This window comes from Streptomyces sp. NPDC006259 (genome assembly GCF_042870975.1).
Taxonomy (GTDB): Bacteria; Actinomycetota; Actinomycetes; order Streptomycetales; family Streptomycetaceae; genus Streptomyces.
The window spans coordinates 21,507-36,372 of sequence record NZ_JBIAHY010000004.1; the positions used below are offsets into that span (position 1 = coordinate 21,507).

General features: G+C 72.0%; 13 protein-coding genes. 6 read left to right on the top strand and 7 right to left on the bottom strand.

Annotation, left to right across the window (positions count from 1 at the left end; all coding sequences use genetic code 11):
• The first annotated feature begins 2 nt into the window (after positions 1 to 2).
• Positions 3 to 1,223: a PLP-dependent aminotransferase family protein gene (locus tag ACFYO5_RS16695; protein WP_388709314.1), complete on the top strand. Its 1,221-nt coding sequence runs from the start codon at positions 3 to 5 to the stop codon at positions 1,221 to 1,223.
• Between the two features lie 13 nt (positions 1,224 to 1,236).
• Here ACFYO5_RS16695 and ACFYO5_RS16700 read toward each other — a convergent pair whose 3' ends face one another.
• Together ACFYO5_RS16700 and argS are read right to left on the bottom strand one after the other, a co-directional pair.
• Complete coding sequence (locus ACFYO5_RS16700) at positions 1,237 to 2,022, bottom strand: DUF4253 domain-containing protein (RefSeq protein ID WP_388709316.1); 786 nt, start codon at positions 2,020 to 2,022, stop codon at positions 1,237 to 1,239.
• A gap of 312 nt (positions 2,023 to 2,334) precedes the next feature.
• Positions 2,335 to 4,104 (bottom strand): arginine--tRNA ligase, encoded by a 1,770-nt coding sequence (gene argS / locus ACFYO5_RS16705; RefSeq protein WP_388709318.1) that lies wholly within the window; start codon positions 4,102 to 4,104, stop codon positions 2,335 to 2,337.
• Between the two features lie 141 nt (positions 4,105 to 4,245).
• Between argS and lysS the strand changes: the two genes are divergently transcribed.
• Positions 4,246 to 6,030 carry a lysine--tRNA ligase gene (gene lysS / locus ACFYO5_RS16710; RefSeq protein ID WP_388709320.1) on the top strand — a complete coding sequence of 595 codons (1,785 nt, stop codon included), beginning with the start codon at positions 4,246 to 4,248 and terminating at the stop codon, positions 6,028 to 6,030.
• An 85-nt stretch (positions 6,031 to 6,115) separates the two neighbouring features.
• Here lysS and ACFYO5_RS16715 read toward each other — a convergent pair whose 3' ends face one another.
• The 3 genes from ACFYO5_RS16715 to ACFYO5_RS16725 form a co-directional block, all read right to left on the bottom strand.
• Positions 6,116 to 7,453: a DUF2637 domain-containing protein gene (locus tag ACFYO5_RS16715; RefSeq protein WP_388709322.1), complete on the bottom strand. Its 1,338-nt coding sequence runs from the start codon at positions 7,451 to 7,453 to the stop codon at positions 6,116 to 6,118.
• A gap of 76 nt (positions 7,454 to 7,529) precedes the next feature.
• The gene (locus ACFYO5_RS16720; RefSeq protein ID WP_388709324.1) at positions 7,530 to 8,471 is read right to left on the bottom strand and encodes a DUF3558 domain-containing protein; all 942 of its coding nucleotides are present in this window, start codon (positions 8,469 to 8,471) and stop codon (positions 7,530 to 7,532) included.
• A gap of 119 nt (positions 8,472 to 8,590) precedes the next feature.
• Complete coding sequence (locus ACFYO5_RS16725) at positions 8,591 to 9,412, bottom strand: DUF3558 domain-containing protein (protein WP_388709326.1); 822 nt, start codon at positions 9,410 to 9,412, stop codon at positions 8,591 to 8,593.
• Between the two features lie 203 nt (positions 9,413 to 9,615).
• Here ACFYO5_RS16725 and ACFYO5_RS16730 point away from each other — a divergent pair, with 203 nt between their 5' ends.
• Complete coding sequence (locus tag ACFYO5_RS16730) at positions 9,616 to 10,809, top strand: RtcB family protein (protein ID WP_388709328.1); 1,194 nt, start codon at positions 9,616 to 9,618, stop codon at positions 10,807 to 10,809.
• Positions 10,810 to 10,980: 171 nt separating this feature from the next.
• Here the strand turns inward: ACFYO5_RS16730 and ACFYO5_RS16735 are convergent, their stop codons facing one another.
• The gene (locus ACFYO5_RS16735; RefSeq protein ID WP_356570119.1) at positions 10,981 to 11,757 is read right to left on the bottom strand and encodes an SDR family NAD(P)-dependent oxidoreductase; all 777 of its coding nucleotides are present in this window, start codon (positions 11,755 to 11,757) and stop codon (positions 10,981 to 10,983) included.
• 109 nt (positions 11,758 to 11,866) lie between these two features.
• Positions 11,867 to 12,202, bottom strand: coding sequence for a YnfA family protein (locus ACFYO5_RS16740; RefSeq protein WP_388709330.1), 336 nt, complete (start codon positions 12,200 to 12,202; stop codon positions 11,867 to 11,869).
• Positions 12,203 to 12,325: 123 nt separating this feature from the next.
• On the opposite strand from ACFYO5_RS16740, the gene ACFYO5_RS16745 reads away from it, so the two are divergent.
• From ACFYO5_RS16745 to ACFYO5_RS16755, 3 genes are read left to right on the top strand one after another with little or no spacing between them, the layout of a single operon-like run.
• A complete protein-coding gene (locus ACFYO5_RS16745; protein WP_356570121.1) occupies positions 12,326 to 12,799 on the top strand; it encodes a MarR family winged helix-turn-helix transcriptional regulator in 474 nt (157 codons plus the stop codon).
• Between the two features lie 2 nt (positions 12,800 to 12,801).
• A complete protein-coding gene (locus tag ACFYO5_RS16750) occupies positions 12,802 to 13,881 on the top strand; it encodes a permease (protein WP_388709332.1) in 1,080 nt (359 codons plus the stop codon).
• Positions 13,878 to 14,636: a TIGR03943 family putative permease subunit gene (locus tag ACFYO5_RS16755; protein ID WP_388709334.1), complete on the top strand. Its 759-nt coding sequence runs from the start codon at positions 13,878 to 13,880 to the stop codon at positions 14,634 to 14,636. Before ACFYO5_RS16750 ends, ACFYO5_RS16755 begins: the two co-directional genes overlap by 4 nt.
• Positions 14,637 to 14,866 lie beyond the last annotated feature (230 nt).

A 14,866-nucleotide genomic window follows, 5' to 3' on the forward strand; every position in this document is an offset into this window, starting at 1 on the left:
CCATGACCGTTGCCGCCGCACCGATCGCTTCCGTGCCGCCGCTCGCCGGGCGGGTGCGTGCCGTCGGGGGGTCGGCCGTACGGGACATCCTCGCCGTCACCGCGCGGCCCGAGGTGATCAACTTCGCGGGTGGGCTTCCCGCCCCCGAGCTGTTCGACCGGGAAGGTGTCGCCGCCGCTTTCCGGCACGTGCTGGAGGAGACGCCGGGGCGGGCGCTCCAGTACGCCACCACCGAGGGGGAGCCCGTCCTGCGGGAGCGGCTGGCGCGCCGCATGTCCGTGCGCGGGCTGCCGACGGACGCCGACGACCTGCTCGTCACCACCGGCTCCCAGCAGGGCCTGTCTCTGCTCGCCACCGCGCTCGTCGACCCCGGTGACACCGTCCTCGTCGAGGAGCCCTGCTATCTGGCCGCCCTTCAGGTCCTCGGCCTCGCCGGGGCCAGGATCGTCGCCGTGCCCGGCGACGCGGACGGACCGGATCCCGAGGCCCTCGCCGAGCTGGTCGTCCGCGAACGGCCCAAGCTGCTCTACACCGTTCCCACCTTCCAGAACCCCACCGGCCGCACCCTGCCCGCCGAGCGCCGCGCCGCCCTCGCCTCCGTCGCCGCCCGGCACGGCCTGTGGATCGTCGAGGACGATCCCTACGGCGAACTCCGTTACGACGGCGAGCGCGTCCCCTGGATCGCCGCCCACCCCGACGCCCGCGACCGGACCGTCCTGCTCGGTTCCTTCTCCAAGGTCATGGCCCCCGGCCTGCGACTGGGCTGGCTGCGCGCGCCGGCGGAACTGCGCCGGGCCTGCGTGGTCGCCAAGCAGGCGGCCGACCTGCACACCCCGACCGTCAACCAGCTCGCCGCGGCACGGTACTTGGCCGTCTCCGACCTCGACGCCCATGTGGCACGGGTCGCCGCCGTCTACCGCGAGCGACGGGACGCCATGCTGGCGGGCCTGCCGGACGCCCTCCCGGAGGGCACGGTGTGGGACCGCCCCGAGGGCGGCATGTTCCTCTGGGCCCGGCTGCCGGAGACGTACGACACCGCCGCCCTGCTCCCGCGGGTGGTGCGGGAGGACGTGGCCTACGTGCCCGGCGCCCCCTTCTACGCGGGTGCCCCGGACCGCTCCACCCTCCGGCTCTGCTTCGTGACGCAGACGCCGCAGGAGATCGCGGAGGGGCTGCGCAGGCTGGGCAGGGGGCTCGGCGGCGGGGTCGGGGCCGGCGACTGAGACCGGCCACGCCTCAGTCCCACCAGAAGGACCAGACGTGCTCGCCGATCAGCCCGCTGGCGTACGCCTCCAGGGTGCCGGAGCCCTGGAGGATGTTGTCCGGGCAGAACGCGAAGTGCTCGGCGGCCACCGCCTCCGCCGCCGCCACGGTGGTGGGCGGGGCCGCCACGGACACGGCCAGGACGTCGAAGCCGATGCCGACGACCCGTATGCCGAAGCGGTCCTCCCAGGAACGCAGGACCGCGGACAGCCGGGCCGTGTCGTTCTCATGGTTGACCGGGCCCGACCAGCCGATGGCGGCCGGTACGTCCGCGCTGCGCCGGGCCGGTACCAGGGCCAGGTGCGGCGCCTCGAACCACGAGGGCCCCTCACCCGCGAGGGCGTCGGCGATCTGCGCGGCCCGCGCGTCCGGATCGGCGTTGAGCGTCGGGGCGTCGGCCGGACCGGGCCACTCCTCGTCCTCCGCCGCCCACTCCTCCCAGAAGTCCTCCAGCACCTCTTCCGCGTCGTGGTCCCCCGGATACGACATGCGGGCGGGCGCCAGGTCCCATCGCTCGGGCCCGCCCTGCGAACCGCCCAGGTCGACGAGGACCGGGATCAGTCCGGCCCGCCCCGCCGGCCCGCCCAGCGCCGCCCAGTTGCCCGGCGCCGCGGTCCGCTCGGCATGCCACAACAGCGGCTCGTGCCAGACGCCTTGGTCCGTCATGTCGATCAGCCTGCCCGGCGGGAGCCGGAGTCCGAGGGAACGCCCGCTGGGATCGGACGCCAGCTTGGGCAGCGGGTTGGGAAGAGTCGCCATACCGGTGACTGTAGGGGCAGGCAGTGACATCGGGGCGGGGTGGCCGGACCGGCGACGGTCAGGGCACGGCGCCGGGGGCGGCGCGCCCGGCGGGCGCCGTGGCCGTCGGTCCCGGACCACCCCCCGGCGGCGGCTGACGGCCCGTCACCTCTGCGCGGGCGGGATCGACGGCCGCGCCGGGACGGGGATCCGGGCGGCGTCCAAGGGGTTCGCCGGCCGACGGACCCCGGCACGGCCGCGGCCCGTCCTCCTGGTGGAGGACGGGCCGCGGTACGTCGATCGTCGCTGTGGCCGGCCGGCGCCGGCCCGCCCTCAGAGCCTGTCCGGCGTCCGGATGCCCAGCAGGGCCATGCCCTTGTGGAGGGTGCGGCCCGTCAGGTCCACCAGGAAGAGACGGTTCTCGACGACCTCCGGCGCGTTGTCCGCGGACAGCACGTGGCACTGGTCGTAGAACGTCGTCAGGTGCGAGGCCAGCTGGTACAGGTACGCGGCGAGCTTGTGGGGCTCGTAGGCCGCCGCGACCTCCTGGACCGTCTCGCCGAACTGGTCGAGGTGCAGGCCCAGCGCCCGCTCCGCCGGGGCCAGTTCCAGCTCGGGGTGCGCGGCCGGGCGGGCCTCGCCCGCCTTGCGCAGGATCGACTGGACACGGGCGTACGCGTACTGGAGGTAGACCGACGTGTCGCCGTTGAGCGACACCATCTGGTCCAGGTCGAACTTGTAGTCCCGCACGGCGGAGGTCGACAGGTCCGCGTACTTGACGGCGCCGATGCCGACGTACCGGCCGTTCTCCTCGATCTCCCGCTCGCTCAGGCCGACCTTCTCCGCCTTCTCCCGGACGACGGCCGTCGCACGGTCCACCGCCTCGTCGAGGAGGTCGACCAGCTTGACCGTCTCGCCCTCACGGGTCTTGAACGGCTTGCCGTCCTTGCCGAGGACCGTGCCGAAGGCCAACTGGTGCGCGGTGGCGGAGCCGTTCAGCCAGCCGGCCCTGCGCGCGGTCTCGAAGACCATCTTGAAGTGCAGCGACTGCCGGGCGTCGACGACGTAGACGAGCGTGTCCGCCTTGAGCTGGAGGACGCGGTCCCGGATCGCGGAGAGGTCGGTCGCCGCGTAGCCGTAGCCGCCGTCCGACTTCTGCACGATGAGCGGGACCGGATTGCCGTCCGGGCCCTTGACGTCGTCGAAGAAGACGCACAGCGCGCCCTCCGAGCGGACCGCCACACCCGACTCCTCCAGGAGGCGGCAGGTCTCGGCCAGCATGTCGTTGTATCCCGACTCGCCGACGATGTCCTCGTCCCGGATCTCCATGTCCAGCTTCTCGAAGACGGAGAAGAAGTAGATCTTCGACTCGTCGACGAACCTCTGCCAGACGGCGAGGGTGTGGGGGTCCCCGGCCTGGAGGTCCACCACCCGGCGCCGGGCCCTGGTCTTGAACTCCTCGTCCGCGTCGAACAGCCTGCGCGCGGACTTGTAGAGGCGGTCGAGGTTCGACATCGCCTCCTCGCCGCTCACCCGGGAGTCCTTGTGGTCCAGCTCGTGCGGGTGCTCGTCCAGGTACTGGATGAGCATGCCGAACTGGGTGCCCCAGTCGCCGATGTGGTGCCGGCGCACCACGGTCTCGCCGGTGAACTCCAGGATCTGCACCACCGCCGCGCCGATGACCGCCGACCGCAGATGGCCGACGTGCATCTCCTTCGCCACGTTCGGCTGGGCGTAGTCGACCACCGTGGTGCCCGGCGCTTCCGCGAGGGGAACGCCGAGACGGTCGGCGTCCGCGTACCGCGCGCCGAGGTTGTCGATGATCGCCCTGTCGGTGATCGTCACGTTCAGGAAGCCGGGCCCGGACACCTCGATGTCCTTGATCAGATCACCGGTGACGACCTCGGAGACGACCTGTGTCGCCAGCTCGCGCGGGTTGGCCTTCGCCTTCTTCGCCAGCGCCAGGATCCCGTTGGCCTGGTAGTCCGCCCGGTCGCTGCGTCGCAGCAGCGGGTCCGCGCCGACGGCCTCCGGCAGAGCAGCCGAGAGGGCGGACGCGAGGCGCTGTTCGACGGAGTGACTGAGGGACGTGACCGAGGCCATGGAGTGGCTGCCGTTCTGCTCGGGTTCCGGAAGTACTGCGGGAACCGAGTATCCCACGCGGTGAAAAGCGGTTTTCGCGGATGCGGTCCGGCCTGGGACAATGGACGGACTTCACACCTTCAAGCCTTCACACCAGAGGACGTGCCGATCGTGGCTCAGAGCACCGAGACCACCGACTGGGTCTCCCGTTTCGCGGATGAGGTCATCGAGGAGTCGGAGCGTCGGGCCGGGGGCAAAGCGACATCGCTCGCTGCCGCTCCACCGGTCGTCGTCGCGTCCGGACTCTCCCCCTCCGGCCCCATCCACCTCGGGAACCTCCGCGAGGTCATGACGCCGCACCTCGTCGCCGACGAGATCCGCCGGCGCGGGTACCGGGTCCGCCACCTGATCTCCTGGGACGACTACGACCGCTACCGCAAGGTGCCGGCCGGCGTCCCCGGGGTCGACGAGTCCTGGGCCGACCACATCGGCAAGCCGCTGACCTCCGTCCCCGCGCCGAAGGGCTCCCCGCACCCGAACTGGGCCGAGCACTTCAAGTCGGCCATGATCGAGGCGCTGGCGGAGCTGGGCGTCGAGTTCGACGGCATCAGCCAGACCGAGCAGTACACCTCCGGCGTGTACCGCGAGCAGATCCTGCACGCCATGCGGCACCGCGGTGACATCGACGCGATCCTCGACCAGTACCGCACCAAGAAGGCCCCGGCCAGGAAGCAGCAGCAGAAGCCCCTCGACGAGGCCGAGCTGGAGGCCGCGGAGGGCTCCGGCGCCGCCGCCGAGGACGACGGCAGCTCCGGCTCCGCCGGGTACTTCCCGTACAAGCCGTACTGCGGCAACTGCGAGAAGGACTTCACCACCGTCACCGCCTACGACGACGACAGCACCGAGCTGGGTTACGTCTGCGACTCCTGCGGCTTCTCCGAGACCGTGCGGCTCAACGAGTTCAACCGCGGCAAGCTGGTCTGGAAGGTCGACTGGCCCATGCGATGGGCGTACGAGGGCGTCGTCTTCGAGCCCAGCGGCGTCGACCACTCCTCGCCCGGCTCGTCCTTCCAGGTCGGCGGCCAGATCGTCGGCATCTTCGGCGGCAAGCAGCCGATCGGCCCCATGTACGCCTTCGTCGGCATCAGCGGCATGGCCAAGATGTCCTCCTCCAAGGGCGGCGTCCCGACCCCGGCCGACGCCCTGAAGATCATGGAACCGCAGCTCCTGCGCTGGCTCTACGCCCGCCGCCGCCCCAACCAGTCCTTCAAGATCTCCTTCGACCAGGAGATCCAGCGCCTCTACGACGAGTGGGACAAGCTCGACGCCAAGGTCGCCGGGGACGCCGGCTCTGGGGGAGGCTCCGCACTCCCGGCCGACGTGGCCGCCCACTCCCGAGCGGTCCGCACCGCCGGCGGCGAACTGCCCCGCACCCCCCGGCCGCTGCCGTACCGCACCCTCGCCTCCGTCGCCGACATCACCGCCGGACACCAGGACCAGGCACTGCGCATCCTCGGCGAACTGGACCCCGACAACCCGATCGGCTCCCTCGACGAGGCACGGCCCCGCTTCGACAAGGCCGAGGCCTGGATCAACACGCACGTCCCCGCCGACCAGCGGACCATCGTGCGCGACGAGCCGGACGCCGAACTGCTGAAGTCCCTCGACGAGACCTCCCAGCACTCGCTGCGGCTCCTGCTCGACGGCCTCGCCGACCACTGGTCGCTCGACGGCCTCACCCACCTCGTGTACGGCGTGCCCAAGGTGCAGGCCGGATTCTCCGCGGACGCGACGCCCAAGGAGCTGCCGCCGGAGATCAAGACCGCCCAGCGGACCTTCTTCGCGCTGCTGTACCACCTGCTCGTCGGGCGCGACACGGGGCCGCGACTGCCCACGCTGCTGCTCGCGGTGGGACAGGACAGGGTCCGGGCCCTGCTCGGGGAGTAGCCCTTCCCCACGCGTGCACGGAGGAGGGGGCGCCCGGTGATCACCGGGCGCCCCCTCCTCGTGTCCTGTCCGTCGCGCGACGCGGTTACGCGATGTGGTCCTCTTCCAGTTCCGCGCCGTGGCGCATCTGGAAGCGTTCCGCGAGGGCCTTCAGCGCACTCGGGCTCAGCGTCGTGCCGTACGTCGCCTGGATGTTGTCGCCCAGCACGCGGGGCGTCGGGTAGCTGCCGTCGATCGACTGACGGAAGACCTGGTAGTACGCCTCCTCGTCCGGCTCGCGGGGGCCGCCGCCCTCACCCAGTTCACGGGTGCGGCCGGGAGCCACCGGGATGGGGAAGCTGCCCGTCTCCTCCGGCGAGGGCTCCTGGGCCGGCGGTTCCTGCTGGTACTGCTGCTGGTACTGCTCCGCCTGGAGCTGCTCCTGGTACCACTGCTCGTACTGTTCCTGCGGGTCGTAGGTGGGGTCGTAGCCGCCCTGGTAGGCGATCTCCTGGGGCGGCGGCCGGAACCACGGGCTCTGTTCGGGCTCCGGTTCGCCCGCCGGGTGCTCCGCGTCCGCGTCCGCGGGTCGGCCGGGGCGCTGCTCGCCGGAAGGTTCCGCCTCCCGCTGGAGGGGTGCCGCCCCGGCCGCACGATCGCCCGCGGCCAGCGAGGCCGGCCGCGGTTCCCGCGGCGTCGCCGGTTCCTGCGAAGTCGGCAGCTCGTGCCTCGGGGCGGGCGGCAGCACGGCCGGCTCTATGCCTGCCGCCGCCAGGCCCGCGGGGGCCGTCTCGGCCAGGGGGACGCCGTAGCGGGCCAGGCGCAGGGGCATCAGGGATTCCACCGGGGCCTTGCGGCGCCAGGCCCGGCCGAAGCGGGAACGCAGGCGGGCCTGGTAGACGAGACGTTCCTGCTCCAGCTTGATGACCTGCTCGTAGGAGCGCAGCTCCCACAGCTTCATCCGGCGCCAGAGGAGGAACGTCGGCACCGGCGAGAGCAGCCAGCGGGTGAGCCGGACGCCCTCCATGTGCTTGTCGGCCGTGATGTCCGCGATCCGGCCGATCGCGTGGCGGGCCGCCTCGACGGACACCACGAACAGGATCGGGATCACCGCGTGCATGCCGACGCCCAGCGGGTCCGGCCAGGCGGCGGCGCCGTTGAACGCGATCGTCGACGCCGTCAGCAGCCACGCCGTCTGCCGGAGCAGCGGGAAGGGGATGCGGATCCACGTCAGCAGCAGGTCCAGGGCCAGCAGGACGCAGATGCCCGCGTCGATGCCGATCGGGAACACGTACGCGAAGTTCCCGAAGCCCTTCTGTAGGGCCAGCTCACGGACGGCCGCGTAGGAACCGGCGAAGCCGATCGCGGCGATGACCACGGCACCGGTCACGACCACACCGATCAGAATGCGGTGCATCCGGGTCAGCTGTATTGGCGCGGCCACCCGTACTCCCCTCCCCTTGCGTGTTGTTGCGCGCAACAGGGTGGCACATGTGTGCGGTCCACGTGTTGCCGGTACGTCAGCGCTTCTTGGCGGCCGCCGCCGAGACCGAAGCGGAGGCCGACGGTGAGGCCGAAGCGGACGGCGAAGCGGACGGGGACGCCGACGCGGTCTTCGACGGCGTCGACGGCGTCTTCGACGGGGCGGGCGACGAGGAACCGCCGCTCCCGCCCTCGCCGTTGGCCGCCTCGACGGCCGCCACCGCCTCCTTGGCCGCCAGCTCCGCCAACTTCACCAGCGCGGCCGCGTCCGGCGTCTTCTCGCCGGCCAGACCCGCACCGTTGTAGTCCACGGTGACGACGACGTTCTCCACCCGTGAGACGACCGTCTGCTGCTTGAAGGCGCCCTCGGACTTCTTCAGGTCGTAGCGCACGGTGGTCGCCTGGTCGCCCGTCCCGGCGAGCGGCTGCGACGTGGCGTTCTTCGCGCCCGTCGTCGCCGTGGCGCCCTGCACCTGCTTGGTGTAGTACTCCTGCGCCTGCTGCTCACCGCTGCTCGCGGCGTCCGTCTCGAAGCGGACCAGGGAGACGTTCAGCCAGCGGAACTGGGAGCCCTTCACACCGTTGTTGTCCAGGCTGGACCAGGAGCACGAGGCCCGCGCCGCGACATCGCCCGACGTGCCCTCCTTGCCCTTGGCGGGGGCCTTCGGCACCAGGGACGTCAGCGTCTTTCCCGACAGCACGCCGCACGCCTCGGGCAGCGTCTTGTACGCCGCGGCCTGCACGGTCGGCTCGGCACTGCGGGAGGTGCCGGCGGACGCGCCGCCGTCCTTCCGCGCGGCGGAGTCGTCACCGGAGCCGGAGCCGGAGTCCGAGGAGCAACCCGCGGCGATCAGCATCACGGGGACCACGGCTGCCGCCGCCAGGAGGCGGTTCACGCCTCCGGCACGCGTCGCTCGCCGGTCTCGCTGGGCACGCTGGTCGTCTCGCTGGGCTCGTCGCTGCATGGTTCCTTCACTCATGACGCTCGTGGTTCCTGCGGTCGGATCGGGGTCCGAGGGGCCACGGTACGCGGTGAGGAAGCGGTGCGTTTCCGCTTCCCGGGCATCGGGCATGCGGGACCCGCCGGCCCGAAGTGGCCTCAGCCGGCCAGGGAATCGGCGAGCTGCGCGGCCAGTTTCCGGGCGCTGTCCTGCATTTCCTTGCTGTCCGGGACGACGCCGAGGGACGTCGCCTGCTCCTCGTACTCGATGGTCACGATGACGTTGGACGTGCGGAACACCACAGTCACCGTGCGCTGTTCGGCCGTCGAACCGGAGCCGGCGAGCACGTCGTCGATGAAGGCCTCGTCACCCAGATCGTCCAGGAGCCGGGGCTGGAGGTCGGCGGAGGCGGAGGCGGAGGCGGAAGCGGAGGCGGACGCCGATGCCGATGCGGAGGAGGACGGGGACGGGGCGGCAGCAGCGGAGGCGGACGAGGAGGGCGTCGCCGTCGGAGTGCCGGACGGCGTGGGCGCGGGCAGGCCGGCCGCCGTCACCTTCCCGGCGAACAGCGTCTCCGCCTGGCTGTCGTCGCTGACCGCGTTGGAGTACGACACCACGCGCTCGAAGTCGACGTAGAGATGGTCGATGGCGTCCGTGGAGTCCACCTTCCAACGGCAGCCGGCCTTGCGGTCGGTGTCGAACGTCAGCGTCGCCTGGCCTTCGTAGGCGGTCTCGCGCAGGGCCTCGTCGGCGATCTGGCGGATGCCGGGCAGGAGCAGGTCGAGGGTGCTGTCACCGACCGCTCCGCAGGCCTCCGGGAGGGCGTCGTAACGGCCCGGCTGGGCGGCGGCGGTCACCGTGCCGGCGTCACCCGGATTGGAGTTGTCCGTCGGGCCGCCGTCGTCCGAACTGCTCGTGCAGCCGGCCAGCAGGGCCGCGAGGAGTGCGGCGACGCCGGGTACGTACGCCTTCCGCTGCACGGTCGGCTCCTCTCGACGGTCACATCGTGGGTGGCAGGTCCAGTGTCCCCGCTGGTTAATCGCTTGCCGGACGGGGGCGGCCCCAGCAGACAATGTGTATCGCACGCAACACCGTGGATGCCGGTCCGCCGTCCCCATTGCCGACCTTGGCACCGGTTTTGCGATCTGTGACTTCTGTTGTGTTCCGGGGGAATGAGGACGAAATGTCGTACGTGGAGATGCCGGGCGCGAAGGTCCCGATCCGCATGTGGGCCGACCCCGCGACGGTCGAGGACGGCGCGCTCCAGCAGCTGCGCAACGTCGCCACCCTGCCGTGGATCAAGGGCCTGGCCGTCATGCCGGACGTCCACTACGGCAAGGGGGCGACGGTCGGTTCGGTCATCGCCATGCAGGGCGCGGTGTGCCCGGCGGCGGTCGGGGTCGACATCGGCTGCGGGATGTCCGCGGTCAAGACGTCCCTCACGGCGAACGACCTGCCGGGGGACCTGTCCCGGCTCCGGTCGAAGATCGAGCAGGCGATTCCGGTGGGGCGGGGGATGCATGACTCCGCGGTTCGGCCCGGGCAGGTCCATGGCTTGGCCACTGCCGGGTGGGACGACTTCTGGGGGCGGTTCGACGGGATCGCCGATGCGGTCAGGTTCCGTGAGGAGCGGGCTGCGAAGCAGATGGGGACGCTCGGCGGCGGCAACCATTACATCGAACTGTTGCTCGATACCGAGGGTTCGGTGTGGCTCACGCTGCACTCCGGTTCCCGGAACATCGGCAAGGAACTCGCCGAGTTCCACATCGGTGTGGCGCAGAAGCTGCCGCACAACCAGGGCCTGATCGACCGCGATCTCGCCGTCTTCGTCGCGGACACCCCGCAGATGGCGGCCTACCGCAACGACCTGTTCTGGGCGCAGGAGTACGCGAAGCACAACCGCCGGATCATGATGGCGCTCCTGAAGGACGTGGTCCGCAAGGAGTTCAAGAAGGCGAAGCCGACCTTCGAGCAGGAGATCTCGTGCCACCACAACTACGTGGCTGAGGAACGGTACGAGGGGATGGACCTGCTGGTCACGCGGAAGGGCGCGATCCGGGCGGGCTCCGGTGAGTACGGGATCATTCCCGGTTCGATGGGTACGAGCTCCTACATCGTGAAGGGGCTCGGAAACGAGAAGGCCTTCAACTCCGCCTCCCACGGGGCGGGCCGGCGGATGAGCCGGAGCGCGGCCAAGCGCCGCTTCACGACGAAGGACCTGGAAGAGCAGACGCGGGGCGTGGAGTGCCGCAAGGACGCCGGCGTCGTGGACGAGATTCCCGGTGCCTACAAGCCGATCGAGCAGGTCATGGATCAGCAGCGGGACCTTGTCGAGGTGGTGGCGAAGCTCAAGCAGTTCATCTGCGTGAAGGGCTGAGCCCCGCCGGACGGCCGGGTGGCCGGGTTGACGGGGTGAGGGGTCCGGGCGGACGGCTCGGACCCCTCCGCATGCGTCGGACCGGCCCGTCCCCGGTCTCCTGGGCGAGGCGGCGCGGTTCCGCCGGCCGTTCGGGGCTCACCGGGTGGGCGGCCCCGCCGTCGTCGGTCGTCACGACTCGCGGTGGACCTTGGTGTTGGAGGCCTGGGCGCGCGGGCGCAGGACCAGCAGGTCGACGTTGACGTGGCTGGGGCGGGTGACGGCCCAGGTGATCGTCTCGGCGACGTCGTCGGCGGTGAGGGGCTCGGCCACACCCTCGTAGACCTTCGCGGCCCGGTCCTCGTCGCCGCCGAAGCGGGTCAGGGCGAACTCCTCCGTCCTGACCATGCCGGGGGCGATCTCGATGACGCGGACGGGCTGTCCGACGATCTCCAGGCGGAGCGTCTCGGCGAGGACGTGGGCGCCGTGCTTGGCGGCGACGTAGCCTCCGCCGCCCTCGTAGGTGCCGTGGCCCGCGGTGGAGGAGACGACCACGACCGTGCCGTCGCCGCTCGCGATCAGCTTGGGGAGCAGGGCCTGGGTGAGGTTGAGGGTGCCGATGACGTTCGTCTCGTACATGGTGCGCCAGTCGGCGGGGTCGCCGGTGGCGACCGGGTCGGCGCCCAGTGCTCCGCCCGCGTTGTTGACCAGGACACCGATGGCGCGGAACGCCGTCGCGAACTCGTCGACGGCCGCGCGGTCGGTGACGTCCAGCTGGTACGCCGTCGCGGAGCCGCCCGTCGCGGTGATCTCCTCGGCGAGCGCCTCGATGCGGTCCTTGCGGCGGGCGGTGAGGACGACGCGGTAGCCGGCCGCGGCGAGCTGCCGGGCGGTGGCGGCGCCGATGCCGCTGCTCGCACCCGTGACGACGGCGATGCGGGAGGCGGCGGACGGGGCGGCGGTGGCCATGGGGGCTGCTCCTCGGTTCCTCGGGCGGGGCGGACAAGCGGGCGGGGCGGACAAGCGGAAGTGCGGTGGGGCGAAAGCCCGTCCGGCCAGGATAGGCGGGCCCGGGCGCTCACCGTCCGCGCGGTGCCCACATGATCACGGCCATCCCGACGAGGCAGATGAGGGCGCCGGCGAGGTCCCAGCGGTCGGGGCGGAAGCCGTCGGCGGCCATGCCCCAGGCCAGTGAACCGGCGACGAAGACACCGCCGTACGCGGCGAGGATGCGGCCGAAGTTCGCGTCGGGCTGGAGGGTGGCGACGAATCCGTAGGCGCCGAGGGCCATGACGCCGGCGCCGATCCACAGCCATCCGCGGTGTTCCCGGACGCCTTGCCAGACGAGCCAGGCGCCGCCGATCTCGAAGAGCGCGGCGACGGCGAAGAGGGCGGCGGAACGCAGCACGAGCATGGTGGCAGCTTCGCACGGGGCGCCTGCCGTCCCCGGGGACCCGGGGCGGTGGTCGCTGCCGGCCGGCCGGGTCCGGGCACGTCGTACGATCTGCGGACGGCGCTACGAAGGGGTGTGCGGGCGATGTCCGGGAACGTGCGGTCGCGGTTGCTCGGTGAGCTGTCCGTCGTCTCCCGGCGGTACGTCGCGGCGTTCGCGCTGTTCAATCAGGCCGTCGCCGACCGCCTGGGGCTGCACCCCACCGACCTGCAATGTCTGAACCTGCTGTCGCTGGAGCGGGAGCCGGTGACGGCGGGCCGGGTCGCCGAGCTGACGGGGCTGACCACGGGGTCGGCGACGCGGCTGGTGGACCGGCTGGAGAAGGCGGGGTACGTCGTGCGGGAGCGGGACGCGGTCGACCGGCGGCGGGTGCTGGTGGCGACGGTGCCGGAGCGGATCGCCGAGTTCGGGCGGACCTGGGAGCGGCTGGGCGGCGACTGGAGCCCTCTTTTCGAGGATCTGGACGATGCGGAGCTGGCGGTGATCGTGCGGCACATGAGGCGGACGGTGGAGTTCAGCGGGGAGCAGGTCGTACGGCTGCGGGGAGGGCTGGTCTAGGCATGCGGGCGGTCGAGGACGCGCACATCACCGCGCCCGAGGAGCGGACGCACGGCGGGGACCCGCACGGTGAGGGCGGCGCGCGCACGTCGGCCGGGGAGGTGCCGGAGGCGGGTTCCGGGCGGGCGCTGCCGCGGAACTGGCCGTTGCTCCTGGTCGGCGCCGCGGTGCTGCCGGGTGCGGTGCTGGTGCTGGTCGGGCGGTCGTTGGACGAGCCGGCCGTGCAGGCGTGGCGGACGGTCTGTCTCGCGGTGACCGTGCAGGCGCTGCCCTTCCTGCTGCTGGGTACGGCGCTGTCGGGGGCGATCAACGCGTTCGTGCCGGCGAGTGTCTTCAAGCGGCTGCTGCCGAAGCGGGCCGCGTTCGCGGTGCCGGTGGCGGGGGCGGCGGGGGTGGTGCTGCCGGGTTGTGAGTGCGCGTCGGTGCCGGTGGCGAACAGCCTGATCGGGCGGGGCGTCGATCCGGCCGCGGCGTTCGCCTTCCTGCTGTCGGCGCCCGCCGTGAACCCGGTCGTGCTGACCGCCACGGCGATCGCGTTCCCCGGCAGCCCCGAGATGGTGCTGGCCCGGCTGGTGGCCTCCCTGGTCACGGCGGCGGTCATGGGCTGGCTGTGGCTGTGGCGCGGCCGCGAGGAGTGGCTGAAGCCGGCGGTACGGCACACCGGGCACCGGCCGGGGCAGAGCCGCTGGACGGAGTTCCGGCACGGCTTCCAGCACGACTTCCTGCACGCGGGCGGTTTCCTGGTGGTGGGCGCGATGGCGGCGGCGACCTTCAACGTGGCCGTGCCGCGCTCGGTGGTGGACACCTTCTCCGACTCGCCCTGGCTGTCGGTGCTGTTCCTGGCGGTGCTGGCGATCGTCCTCGCGGTGTGTTCGGAGGCGGACGCGTTCGTGGCGGCCTCGCTCAGCGGGTTCTCGCCGACGGCGCGGCTGACGTTCATGGTGGTCGGCCCGATGGTCGACCTCAAGCTGATCGCTCTCCAGGCGGGCACCTTCGGGCGGGCCTTCGCGGTCCGGTTCTCCAGCGCCACGGCCGTGGTCGCGGTCGTGTGCAGCGTGATCGTGGGAGGGGTGCTGCTGTGAGGCGGTTCGCGCAGGCGGGGCTGCTGGTGCTGAGCGGTGTCGGGCTGCTGCGGGTCTCGCTGTTCACGGAGGCGTACCTGCGGTACGTGAAGGAGGGCATGCGGCCGCTGCTGATCGCGTCGGGCGTGCTGCTGGTCCTGCTGGGGGCGGCGGAGGCGTGGTCGGCCCGGCGGCCGGCGGAGGGGCCGGCGGAGGGGCCGGAGGAGGACGGTGACGGTCACGATCACGGTCACTCGGGTGTGCCGCGGGTCGCCTGGCTGCTGTTCCTGCCCGCGCTGAGCCTGCTGTTCTACGCCCCGCCCGCGCTCGGTTCGTACACCGCCTCGCGGGAGCCGCCCAAGGCGGTCGCGGTCGTTGACGAGGGCGGCTTCGACCCCCTGCCCGCGACCTCGCCGCTGCCGATCACGCTGACCGACTTCACGCAGCGGGTGCAGCAGGACGAGGCGCGGGCCATCCAGGGGCGCACGGTGCGGATGACCGGGTTCGTCACGCCCGCCGGCGGGGGCGGGGGCTGGTATCTGACGCGGATCATGCTGTCGTGCTGTGCGGCGGACGCGCAGTCCGTGAAGGTACGGGTGTACGGCGTCGCGGCGCCGAAGGCCGACACCTGGGTCACGGTGACGGGGACCTGGCACGCGCAGGGGACGCTGGGTACGTCCTCGGCGGCGGTCGCGCTGGACGGCCGTGGCGTGGAGCGGATCGAGCGGCCGGTGAACGGGTACACCGATGCGTTGTCGCTGCCGCTGGGCTCTTAGGGGGGTCGGGGGCGGCTTGGTTTCGGGTGCGGGTGGGTTTCGGCTGGGTGCGCGGTTCCTCGCGCCCCTGGGTGGGTTCGGTGGGGGTGCGTTTGGTTGTGCGGGTGGGTTTCGGTGGGGTGCGCGGTTCCTCGCGCCCCTGGGTGGGGTGGGGTGGGGGACCTTGTGCGCGGCGTACGGCTGGGCCGGGGCGCTGGCGGGCGGCGGAATAGGGGGAGTCGGGGCACTGT

What these genes read in the sequence shown, in the direction of transcription:
- ACFYO5_RS16720 (WP_388709324.1), bottom strand. Translation starts at nt 8,471, where the DNA reads ATGAGTGAAGGAACCATGCAGCGACGAGCCCAGCGAGACGACCAGCGT.
- ACFYO5_RS16740 (WP_388709330.1), bottom strand. Translation starts at nt 12,202, where the DNA reads ATGCTCGTGCTGCGTTCCGCCGCCCTCTTCGCCGTCGCCGCGCTCTTC.
- argS (WP_388709318.1), bottom strand. Translation starts at nt 4,104, where the DNA reads ATGGCCTCGGTCACGTCCCTCAGTCACTCCGTCGAACAGCGCCTCGCG.
- ACFYO5_RS16745 (WP_356570121.1), top strand. Translation starts at nt 12,326, where the DNA reads ATGTCCGGGAACGTGCGGTCGCGGTTGCTCGGTGAGCTGTCCGTCGTC.
- ACFYO5_RS16730 (WP_388709328.1), top strand. Translation starts at nt 9,616, where the DNA reads ATGTCGTACGTGGAGATGCCGGGCGCGAAGGTCCCGATCCGCATGTGG.
- ACFYO5_RS16735 (WP_356570119.1), bottom strand. Translation starts at nt 11,757, where the DNA reads ATGGCCACCGCCGCCCCGTCCGCCGCCTCCCGCATCGCCGTCGTCACG.
- ACFYO5_RS16695 (WP_388709314.1), top strand. Translation starts at nt 3, where the DNA reads ATGACCGTTGCCGCCGCACCGATCGCTTCCGTGCCGCCGCTCGCCGGG.
- ACFYO5_RS16750 (WP_388709332.1), top strand. Translation starts at nt 12,802, where the DNA reads ATGCGGGCGGTCGAGGACGCGCACATCACCGCGCCCGAGGAGCGGACG.
- ACFYO5_RS16700 (WP_388709316.1), bottom strand. Translation starts at nt 2,022, where the DNA reads ATGGCGACTCTTCCCAACCCGCTGCCCAAGCTGGCGTCCGATCCCAGC.